The sequence below is a fragment of the Actinomadura sp. KC345 genome (assembly GCF_004348515.1).
In the GTDB taxonomy this organism is placed as follows: Bacteria; Actinomycetota; Actinomycetes; order Streptosporangiales; family Streptosporangiaceae; genus Spirillospora.
This window is the reverse complement of record NZ_SMKH01000308.1, coordinates 1-8,734: the sequence shown is the minus strand read 5'-3', so window position 1 is coordinate 8,734 and position 8,734 is coordinate 1. Positions and strand designations below refer to the sequence as shown.

Sequence of the window (8,734 nt, the reverse complement as noted above, 5' to 3'; positions counted from 1 at the left end):
GGTGTATAAGAGCAAGGTGCGGCAGCTCGGCGTCGGCGGCCGCGGCGAGGTCCTGCCAGCCGCCCAGCACCCGGTCCACGGCGGCGTGCCGTTCGGCGGGCTCGTCCTCGCCGGCCAGCTCGGCGGCGAGGAGGTGGATCAGGTCGTGCATCCGGTGGCGGGGCCCGGTGGCGCCCCGGCCGGCGGGTTCGACGAGGTGCACGTCGACCAGGTCGTCGAGGAGCCGTTCGGCCGCGGCGTTACGCTCGTCCAGCAGCGCCGCCGGCACCCACGGCGGGAACTCCCCCGGCTCCAGGAGCCCGAGCCGGCGGAACAGCCGCCGCTGCTCACCGGTCAGCGAGGCGTAGCTGTCCTGGAAGCTGGCCCGGACGCCGAGGTCGCCCTGCTGGAGCCAGTCGAGGCGGTGCCGCTGGGAGGCGAGCCGGGCCGCCATGTCGGCGGCCGTCCAGCCGGGACGGGACGCCAGCCGCGCGGCCGCGATGCGGATGGCGAGCGGCAGCCCGCCGCAGAGCCGGACGATCTCCACGGCGGCCCCCGCGTCGCCGCCTCCCCGGCCGGCGGCCGCGCGCGGGCCGGCGACGGAGCGGAACAGCGCCAGCCCCGCGTCCGGGGGGAGCGCCCCCAGCGCCACCGCCCGCAGCGCACCGGCCCCGCTGAGCCGCTGGCGGCTGGTGACCAGGACCGCGCAGCGCGGCTCGCCCGGCAGCAGATGCCGCAGCCACGCCTCGTCCGCCGCGTCGTCCAGGACGATCAGCACGCGGCGGTTGGCCAGCAGCTCGCGGAACAGCGCGCCGCGCTCGTCCAGGCCCGCCGGGACCCCGGCCGGCGGGACGCCGAACGCGTGCAGGAACGCCGCGAGCACCTCGGCGGGCCCCGTCCGCTCCCGGAGCCGCGCGTACAGCCGGCCGTCGGGGTAGGCGCCGCGCAGCCGGTGGGCGAGGCGCAGCGCCAGCGCCGTCTTCCCGATCCCGCCGGGCCCGGTGATCGCCACGCAGGGCGGGGCGGCGCGCGACCCCGCCGCCAGCTCGGCCGCCAGCTCGTCCAGGACGTCATCGCGGCCCACATGGTCCGGGACGTCGGCCGGCAGCTGGCACGGCACCAGGTACGGCCGGCCGTGACCCGCGTCCGCCTCCCCCGGCCCTCGCGCGCCGGTGAGGATCGACCGGTGCAGCTGCTGGAGGCCGGTGGACGGCTCGATGCCCAGCTCGTCGACCAGCCGTTCGCGCAGGGCGCGGAAGACGGCGAGCGCGTCGGCGGGCCGCCCCGCCCTGGCGAGGACGGTCATCAGCTGGCCCGCGCACCGCTCCCGCAGCGGATGCTCGCGCACCAGCGCCTGAAGCTCGGCGACCAGCCCGTCCCACCGGCCGAGGGCGACGTCGGCGTCGACGCGGTCCTCGGTGGCGGTGAGCCGCAGATCCTCCACGTCGGCCGCGACGCGCCTGACGTACGGGGACGGGACGTCGGCGCACACCGGTCCCCGCCAGCGGGCGAGCGCCGTGTGCAGCAGTCCGGCGGCGCCCTCGGGGCGCCCAGAGGCGGCCAGGCCGGCGGCGTCCGCGACCTCGCGCCGGAAACAGGCGAGGTCGAGGCGCTCCTCCCGGACCGCGAGCCGGTACCCGGGCGGGCGCGTCTCGATCGGAGCCGACGCCCGCTCGCCGTCCGCGCCCAGGGCCCGGCGGAGCCGCGACACGATTCCCTGGAGCTGGACCCGCCACGACGCCGGCGGCTCGTCGTCCCAGAGCGCCTCGGCCAGGCGTTCCACCGCGACGGTGCGGCCCGCCTCCAGCAGCAGCAGCGCAAGGACGGTGCGGTTCTGCGGGCCGCCCACGTCCAGGGGTACGCCGTCGCGCTCGGCCACGAGCGGCCCGAGGACCCTGAAGTACAGCCCACAGCCCAACGGGCGTTCACCTCACGGCAGGGGGAATAACGGAGCCACACCACTCTAGTGGAGGCGTCCCCGGGACCCGCCGGGGTTCGTGCAAGCGCGAGGTCAGGCCGGAACCCGGCGCTCCTCGTGGACGAGCGCGGCACCGAGGTCGGTGAGGACGTGCACCATGCTGTTGGCCCTGCGCCGGCTGATGACCAGCCCGGCCTCGCGCAGCACTCCGGCATGGCCGCTGGCCGTGGCCGCGGACACGCCGGCGCACCGGGCCAGCTCCGTGGTGGTCCGGCCGCCGGCGGTCGAGCGCAGGACCCGCGCCCGCGTGGCGCCCAGGAGCCGCGCCAGGGAGGTGTCCGTCCCGTCTCCCCCGCGCGCCGCGTCCGCCCGGCCGGTGCCGCCCGGCCCCGGTCCGGCCGTCAGCCGCATCGGGTAGATGATCGTCGGAGGCAGCGCGGGGTCGGCGACGGGCACCGGCCGCCGCCAGCAGAACCGGGACGGGACGAGGACCAGCCCCCGCCCTCGCAGGTGCAGGTCGCGGTCGACCGGATGGCTCATCTCCAGGACCGGCGGGGACCACGTCATCATCGGCCAGAACCCCGCGAGCACCTCGCCGATCCCGCCGACCCGCCGCTCCAGGTGGCGCGCGGCCAGATCGGCGTCCGCGCGCTCCCTGATGCCCGGCCAGTACGGCCGCACCGCCGTGTCGTGGTAGGCGCGCAGTGCCGCGCCCAGATCGTCCCGGACGGTCCGGTCGCCTCCCGCGAGCGCCCGCACCGCCGCCGGGACGCCGCCGGGGAACTCCAGGCGCCCGATCTCGCGGCGCAGCCTCGGCGCGGGGGTGTCGAGCACCGCGGCGATCCCCGCGTCGAGTCCGAGCAGCCCTTCCGGCGGGGTGAGGAAGTCGGGGAAGTACGCGGCGTCCGGGGTGAGCGGGAAGAGGAGTTCCCGCACCACCCCGGACAGCCCGCCGCCGCGCAGGTCCGCCCGTACCCGCGAGCGCCATTCGCCGAAGACCGCGCCCCCGTACCGAGCACGCAGCATCTGGAGGCTCAGCACGGTCTCCCACAGCGGGTCGGGGGTCTCGGCCACGCGGGTCCGGACCAGGTCTTCACCCGTGAAATGCACCCGAAGCATGGCCGCCCCCGCGACAGATCCCCGTCCAGCAACGCCTCCGAGGATCGCGCAACCCGCTAACAATCCGCTAAATACCGATCATGGACGCCGCCGACCTGCGCTTTTAGCGCCGCGCCGAATCATCGTGCGCGCCGCGCGACCGCCCGCACACCATTCGACGCAGAGCGGCCGTGCCGACGGCCCCACCAGAGGAGGATCGATGACGAGCTGGAAGACGAGAATCGGGGCGACCGCAGGGCTGGGCCTGGCGGCCGGCGTCTCCGCCTTCGCGCTGACCACGGGCCCCGCCCTGGCGCAGGAGGCGCAGTCCGCCCCGCAGGCCGCTGCGGCGGACTGCAGCGGGACGCTCATCGACCGCAAGGTCGCCAAGTACGACGGCAAGCCCGTCGCCGAACTCGTCGTGTACTACAAGGACGGACGCAACTGCGCGAGGCTCAACCATCTCGGCGTCACCCGGGGCAAGAGCCTTCGCACGACGGTGTACCTGGCGGCCTGCAAGGAGACGAGCCCGGGGCCGCGCTGCACCCCCGTCCGGTGGCCCTCGACGGAGGACGACGACTTCAAGTACTACGCCGGGCCCGTGTACCAGAACGCGCGGAACCGGTGCATCCACGCCGCCGGTGACATCTACTTCCACGGCAAGCGGCACCTGGAGACCTCGCCCATCGCCTCCCACTGCGGCTGAGCTCCCGGCGCGCGGTCAGTCGCCGCGGACGGCCCTGGAGAGGCGGCGCCCCAGGAGCAGGTAGGCGATGACGACCCCGATGACGTTGAGGATGACGTCGTCGATGTCGAAGGCGCGGCCCATGACGAGGCCGCCCTGGATCGTCTCGATGACGAGGGAGAGCATTCCGGCGAGGAGCGCCAAGCGTATGGGGCCGCGGAGGGTCGTCCAGACGAGGGGAATGAGCACGCCCAGAGGGGCGAGCAGTGCGAGGTTGCCGCCGATCTGGAGCAAGGCGTCCTTGGTGGGACGCTCCAGGTAGAAGCGGAGCGAGCGGCCGGGGTCGGTGTTCCCGCCCGCCTGCCCGTTGTCCCGGACGGGGGTCAGCGTCAGCTTGAAGGCGAAATAGAAGAAGACGCCGAGAGCACCCAGCGCGATCGTCACGACGACGACGCGCAGGGCGAAGACGTACCAGGGGACCTTCTTGCCTGGCGCTGCGGGCTGCCACATCTCCACCAACACGCGCCGCGTCGTCCCCGCCCTCCCGCCGCCCATGTGCGGCGGGAGATAAGGGACGTCCGAAACCAGGGATGACGTCGGAACGCCCGCGCCGGGACCGGGCCCGGCGCGGGCGTTCCGGGAGGATCAGGCCGCCACCGGCGTGGTGGCCGGCTCCAGGGCCAGGTCCAGCACCTCGCGGACGTCGCTCACGGCGAACACCGTCAGGTTGTCCAGGACCTCGGCCGGGACGTCCTCAAGGTCCGGCTCGTTGCGCTTCGGCACGATCGCGGTCGTGATGCCGAGCCGGGACGCGGCCAGCAGCTTCTGCTTCAGGCCGCCGATCGGCAGCACCCGCCCGGTCAGCGACACCTCTCCGGTCATCGCCACGTCCGAGCGGACCGCCCGGCCGGACAGCAGCGACGCCAGCGCCGTCGTCATCGTGATGCCCGCGCTCGGCCCGTCCTTCGGGATCGCGCCGGCCGGCACGTGGACGTGGACGCCGCGGTCCTTCAGGTCGCCGACCGGCAGCTCCAGCTCCGCCCCGCGCGAACGCAGGTAGCTGAGCGCGATCCGCGCCGACTCCTTCATGACGTCGCCGAGCTGCCCGGTGAGCGTGACCCCCGTGTCGCCGGTCTCCTTGTCGGCCAGCGACGCCTCGATGTAGAGGACGTCGCCGCCCGCGCCGGTGACCGCCAGGCCCGTCGCGACGCCGGGCACGCCCGTCCGCCGCTCGTTCCTGCTCAGCTCGACCTCCGGCGTGTACCTGGGCCGCCCCAGGTAGTCCTTCAGGTCGCCCGCGCCGATCGAGACCGGCAGCCCGGACTTCTCCAGCGCCACGTTCGCGGCGACCTTCCGCAGCACCCGCGCGATCGACCGGTCCAGCGACCGGACGCCCGCCTCACGGGTGTACTCGGACGCCAGCAGCCGCAGCGCGTCGTCGCCGAAGCCCACCTCGGACGCCTCCAGCCCCGCCTTGTCGAGCTGGCGCGGCAACAGGTGGTCGCGGGCGATCGTGACCTTCTCGTGCTCGGTGTAGCCGTCCAGCTGCACGAGCTCCATCCGGTCGAGCAGCGGCGCGGGGATCGCCTCCACCACGTTCGCGGTGGCGAGGAACAGCACGTCGCTCAGGTCGAGCTCCACCTCCAGGTAGTGGTCCCTGAACGTGTGGTTCTGCTCGGGGTCGAGGACCTCCAGCAGCGCCGCCGTCGGGTCGCCCCGGTAGTCGGCGCCGACCTTGTCGACCTCGTCCAGCAGAACGACCGGGTTCATGGAACCGGCCTCGCGGATGGCCCGGACGATCCGTCCGGGAAGCGCGCCCACGTACGTCCGGCGGTGACCGCGGATCTCGGCCTCGTCCCTGACACCGCCCAAGGCGACCCGGACGAACTTGCGTCCCATGGACCGTGCGACCGACTCGCCGAGGGACGTCTTACCGACGCCAGGAGGGCCGGTCAGGGCCAGGACCGCACCGCTCCTGCGTCCGCCCACGACGCCGAGGCCCCGGTCCTCTCGCCGCTTGCGCACGGCCAGGTACTCGATGATGCGCTCCTTCACGTCGTCGAGGCCCGCGTGGTCGGCGTCCAGGACCTCCCGGGCGCCGGTGATGTCGTAGGCGTCCTCGGTCCGGTCGTTCCACGGGATGTCGAGCACGGTGTCGAGCCAGGTGCGGATCCATCCGCCCTCGGGCGAGGCGTCGGACGACCGCTCCAGCTTGTCGACCTCCTTCAGCGCCGCCTCGCGCACCTTCTCGGGCAGGTTCGCCGCCTCGATCCGGGCCCGGTAGTCGTCCTCCTCGTCGGCGGGGTCGCCGTTCAGCTCGGCCAGCTCCTTGCGGATGGCCTCCTGCTGCTGCCGCAGCAGGAACTCCCGCTGCGTCTTCTCCATGCCCTCCTGGACGTCCTTGCGGATCGTCTCCGCCACGTCCAGCTCGGCCAGATGGTCGCGCGCCCACCCGATCACCAGGTTGAGCCGCTCCACCACATCCGGCGTCTCCAGGACCTCGGTCTTCTGCTCGTCGGAGAGGTAGGGCGCGTATCCGGCGTTGTCGGCCAGCGTGGACGGGTCGTCGATCTGCTGCACCACGTCCACGACCTGCCAGGCGCCCCGCTTCTGCAGGATCGCGCTGACCAGGCTCTTGTACTCCTTCGCCAGTTCCTGCGCGCGCCCGGACGCCGGCGGCGTCTCGATCAGGGTGCCCTCGACCCACAGCGCCACGCCGGGCCCGGTCGTCCCGGTCCCGATCCGCACCCGCTGCACGCCTCGGACGACGACCCCCGGCTCACCACCGGGCAGCCGCCCCTCCTGCTCGACGACGCCGAGCGTCCCGATACCGGCGTACTGCCCGTCCAGCCTGGGCACCAGCAGCACCCGCGGCTTGCTCGCCGACCGGATGCCCGGCCCCTTGGACTGGGCCACCGCCCGCGCGGCCTCGATGGCGGCCCGCACCTCGCCGCTCTCGGACAGGTCCAGGGGCACCACCATGCCCGGCAGAACGGCCCCGTCGTCCAGGGGCAGCACCGGCAGCGTCAGGGTCTCGCTCATGCTCAGCTCCAAGTCCGTACGTCACCCAACATCAAGTTGAGTCATACACACTCAAGAATCCGGAGCACCATTTTGTTTCCTCAACAACGTTCGCTCTCAGCGATCACCATCCCGGGGGGCCTCCGCCTCGGCCATGGGACGGGAAAACCCCGTTGCCGGTGTGGGCAGAACGTGCGAGGTTCGGTGGGATGTTCCGGGTCCGGTTCGGGAGGCTGATCGTGTACATGGGCTTCGGTAAGGCCACGGCCGGCGCCTCGGTGGCGGAGCGCGTCTCGGTCTAGCCGGCACTTCGGTCCAACCGGCACGCGCTCCTCGACGCCGAGGCGAGTCTCACGCGGGGTTCTCGCGCCCCGCCGGCCCTTGCCGCGTCGAATCGATGGAGCATCCGTGTCCTCGCACGCCTCAGAGCCCGGCGGCCTCACGCGCCGGGTGGTCTTCCTTCTCTCTCTGACCTGCGGCGTCGCCGTGGGGAACCTCTACTTCCCGCAGGCGGTCAGCCCGCTGGTCGCCTCCGGGCTGGACGTCTCGCCGGACTCGGCCGCGCTGGTGGTGACGGCGGCGCAGCTCGGGTACGCGGCGGGGAACTTCCTGCTGGTGCCGCTCGGCGACCGGTTGCCGCACCGGACGCTGATCGTGGTGCTGCTGGGCGTCACGGGGGCCGGGCTGCTGGGCGCGAGCGGCGCGCCCGCGCTGCCGCCGCTCGTCGGCGCGAGCGCGCTGGCCGGGGTCACGACCGTGGTCGCGCAGGTCATCGCGCCGATGGCGGCCGGACTCGCGGGGGACGACCGGCGCGGCGCGGTCATGGGAACGCTGCTGTCCGGCTCGATCGGCGGCATCCTGCTGGCCCGCACGTTCGGCGGGCTGATCGGCGAGCGGCTCGGGTGGCGGGCGCCCTACGTCGTCGCCGCGGTGGTCGCCCTGTGCCTCGCGGTGGCGCTGGCGTTCGCCCTGCCGCGGACCGTCCCGCCGTCCAGGCGGCCGTACCCGGCCCTGCTGGCCGAGCCGCTGCGGATGCTGCGCCGGGAGCCGGAGCTGCGCCGGACGTGCCTCTACCAGGCGACGGTCTTCGGCGGTTTCCAGGCCGTGTGGACGGGCGTCGCGCTGCTGCTCACCGGCCCGGAGTACGGACTCGGGGCGCAGGCGGTGGGAGTGCTGGCCCTGGTCGGCGCGGGCACCATGGTCGCCACTCCCCTGGCCGGCCGCCAGGTGGACCGCAGGGGCTCGGATCCGGTCAACCTCGCCGCCATCCTCGGGACCATCGTGTCGGCCGGGATTCTGGCGTTCGGCGCCGCCGGGGGCGCGGTGGGGCTCGCGGCGCTCGCGGCCGGAACGCTCCTGCTGGACGTGTCGATGCAGTCCGGCATGGTCGCGAACCAGTCCCGGATCTTCGGGCTGCGCCCCGAGGCCCGCAGCCGGATCAACACCGCCTATATGACCTGCGCCTTCCTGGGCGGCAGCACCGGCTCCTGGCTCGGCGCCGCCGCCTTCGCGCGGGCCGGCTGGGCGGCCGTCTGCGCGCTCGTGGCGTCCCTGGCGCTCGTGGCCCTCGCGCGCCACGTCCTGCACCGCGGCTCCCCGGCCGCGCCCGCGGGGGCGGGCAACGCGGAGGCAAAGGCCGGTTCGCGATCATGATTCTTTGCGCGGGGGGCGGTTTACGCGCGCATGACGCAGGGGTACTTAACGCAACGAGATCGTGACACAGGGTGAAGGAAAGATCCTCGGGGCGGCAAAGCCCCAGGTCGAAAACGGGAGGGCCCCCGGGTGAACCGCACAGAGCGTGAGAACCGGACCGTCCCGTCCCCGCGCGGCCCGGTCCGTACGGCCGAGGACGACCGCGGCGCGCCCGACCGCGGCGGGCACCGTCCCCCAAGCGGTGCCGCGGGCGGCATGACGCAGGGGTACTTAACGCAACGAGATCGTGACACAGGGTGAAGGAAAGATCCTCGGGGCGGCAAAGCCCCAGGTCGAAAACGGGAGGGCCCCCGGGTGAACCGCACAGAGCGTGAGAACCG

At 73.8% G+C, this 8,734-nt stretch carries 6 protein-coding genes; 2 read left to right on the top strand and 4 right to left on the bottom strand.

Features of this window, described 5'->3' with window-relative positions:
* The coding region (locus E1281_RS33290) for an AfsR/SARP family transcriptional regulator (RefSeq protein WP_131883688.1) at positions 1–1,897 on the bottom strand (1,897 nt) is incomplete at its 3' end.
* Positions 1,898–1,990: 93 nt separating this feature from the next.
* Positions 1,991–3,016: a winged helix-turn-helix domain-containing protein gene (locus E1281_RS33285; RefSeq protein WP_131883687.1), complete on the bottom strand. Its 1,026-nt coding sequence runs from the start codon at positions 3,014–3,016 to the stop codon at positions 1,991–1,993.
* Positions 3,017–3,215: 199 nt separating this feature from the next.
* On the opposite strand from E1281_RS33285, the gene E1281_RS33280 reads away from it, so the two are divergent.
* On the top strand, positions 3,216–3,701 hold the full coding sequence (locus E1281_RS33280) for a hypothetical protein (RefSeq protein ID WP_131883686.1): 486 nt from the start codon (positions 3,216–3,218) through the stop codon (positions 3,699–3,701).
* Positions 3,702–3,716: 15 nt separating this feature from the next.
* Here E1281_RS33280 and E1281_RS33275 read toward each other — a convergent pair whose 3' ends face one another.
* Positions 3,717–4,202, bottom strand: coding sequence for a VanZ family protein (locus tag E1281_RS33275; protein ID WP_243717670.1), 486 nt, complete (start codon positions 4,200–4,202; stop codon positions 3,717–3,719).
* A 123-nt stretch (positions 4,203–4,325) separates the two neighbouring features.
* The gene (gene lon / locus E1281_RS33270; RefSeq protein ID WP_131883684.1) at positions 4,326–6,722 is read right to left on the bottom strand and encodes an endopeptidase La; all 2,397 of its coding nucleotides are present in this window, start codon (positions 6,720–6,722) and stop codon (positions 4,326–4,328) included.
* A 387-nt stretch (positions 6,723–7,109) separates the two neighbouring features.
* Between lon and E1281_RS33265 the strand changes: the two genes are divergently transcribed.
* Positions 7,110–8,354: an MFS transporter gene (locus tag E1281_RS33265; protein ID WP_207943645.1), complete on the top strand. Its 1,245-nt coding sequence runs from the start codon at positions 7,110–7,112 to the stop codon at positions 8,352–8,354.
* Positions 8,355–8,734: the final 380 nt, after the last annotated feature.

Excerpts from the sequence above, each read along its gene's own strand:
- E1281_RS33285 (WP_131883687.1), bottom strand. The coding sequence starts at position 3,016 with ATGCTTCGGGTGCATTTCACGGGTGAAGACCTGGTCCGGACCCGCGTG.
- E1281_RS33280 (WP_131883686.1), top strand. The coding sequence starts at position 3,216 with ATGACGAGCTGGAAGACGAGAATCGGGGCGACCGCAGGGCTGGGCCTG.
- lon (WP_131883684.1), bottom strand. The coding sequence starts at position 6,722 with ATGAGCGAGACCCTGACGCTGCCGGTGCTGCCCCTGGACGACGGGGCC.